This is a genomic window from Streptomyces sp. NRRL B-24572, from assembly GCF_002156145.1.
GTDB lineage: Bacteria > Actinomycetota > Actinomycetes > Streptomycetales > Streptomycetaceae > Streptomyces > Streptomyces vietnamensis.
In genome coordinates, this window is record NZ_MWIG01000860.1 from 1 (window position 1) to 1,450 (window position 1,450).

Below are 1,450 nucleotides of genomic sequence, written 5' to 3' on the forward strand. Positions count from 1 at the left end.
ACCCCCCTGCCCCAGCGGGACGATTGCCCACACGGGCGGGGGCGCCGCCCAGTCGGGCGCGGGCCCACACGGGCGGGGCGAAGCCCAGCAGGGCGCGGGTCGCACGGGCGTGGGCCCACACGGGGGGACGCGCCGTCAGGGGCGGTCGTATTCCTCCGTCAGTTCGCGGCAGCGCTTCACGTCCGCCGCCATCGCCTGCAGCAGATCGTCCAGCGTGTCGAACTTCAGCATGCCCCGCACGTACGCCAGGAAGTCCACGGCCACGTGCAGCCCGTACAGGTCGAGGCCCTCGCGGTCGATCGCGTACGCCTCGACCGTCCGCTCCGTGCCGTCGAACTGCGGGTTCGTGCCGACCGAGATCGCCGCCGGCATCCGCTCCCCCGCGGCCGTCAGCCAGCCCGCGTAGACACCGTCCGCCGGGATCGCCGTGTGCGGCAGGGTCTCGACGTTGGCCGTCGGGAAGCCGAGCTCGCGGCCGCGCTGCGCGCCGCGGACGACGATGCCCTCGACCCGGTGCGGGCGGCCGAGGATCTCGGCGGCGCCGGCCATGTCACCCTCGGCGACGAGGCGGCGGGTGAGGGTGGAGGAGAAGGGCTGTCCGCCGCCGGCGGCCCCGCTGACGTACAGGTCGATGACCTCGACCTCGTAGTCGTAGGTGGCGCCGAGCTCGGTGAGGAAGGCGACGTTGCCGGCGGCCCGGTGCCCGAAGCGGAAGTTGGGGCCCTCGATGACGGCCTTCGCGTGCAGCTTGTCGACGAGCACCTTGACGATGAAGTCGGCCGGGGAGAGTTGCGAGAACTCCGCCGTGAACGGCAGCACGAGCACCGCGTCCACGCCGAGCTCCGCGATCAGCTCCGCACGCCGGTGGTGCGGGGCGAGCAGCGGCGGGTGGCTGCCGGGGCGCACGACCTCGGAGGGGTGCGGGTCGAAGGTGACGACGACGGAGGGGACGCCCAGCTCCCGGGCGCGCTCGACGGCACGCCCGATGATCAGCTGGTGTCCGCGGTGCACCCCGTCGTAGGAGCCGATGGTGACGACGCTGCGTCCCCAGTCCTGGGGGATGTCCTCCAAGCCACGCCAGCGCTGCACTGTGACCGCTCCTCGTCCGCCTGTTCGCCCTGTTCGCCTTTACGCAGGTCTAAGACTGCCATGTCCACGGCCGTCGGTACGCATCGGCATGGCAGTGCCGGGGCTCCGCAGCGCCTGGAGGGTCTCCGGGCCGAGCAGCGGCGCCCACTCGCCGGGGGCGGCGACCGTCCAGGCGGCGAGGAGCGCGGCGAAGGCGGGCAGCTCGCGGACGGCCCCGGCGAGGGCACGGTCGAGCAGCCAGGCGCCTGCGGGGGTACGGACGCACAGCGCGCCGACGCGGTGCGTGAGCTCCCGGGTGCGCGGCACGGTACGCCGCTCCGCGCCCTCCGCGGCGGCCCGCAGGAGGGCGCGGAGCGGCGTA

Annotated in this window: 2 protein-coding genes; both read right to left on the reverse strand. The window is 74.3% G+C overall.

What is annotated here, in order from left to right:
- Positions 1 to 135 precede the first annotated feature (135 nt).
- On the reverse strand, positions 136 to 1,089 hold the full coding sequence (locus CCN56_RS37300) for a bifunctional riboflavin kinase/FAD synthetase (protein WP_086832145.1): 954 nt from the start codon (positions 1,087 to 1,089) through the stop codon (positions 136 to 138).
- A gap of 39 nt (positions 1,090 to 1,128) precedes the next feature.
- On the reverse strand, positions 1,129 to 1,450 hold a 322-nt coding region (locus CCN56_RS43650), incomplete at its 5' end, for a hypothetical protein (protein ID WP_179200127.1).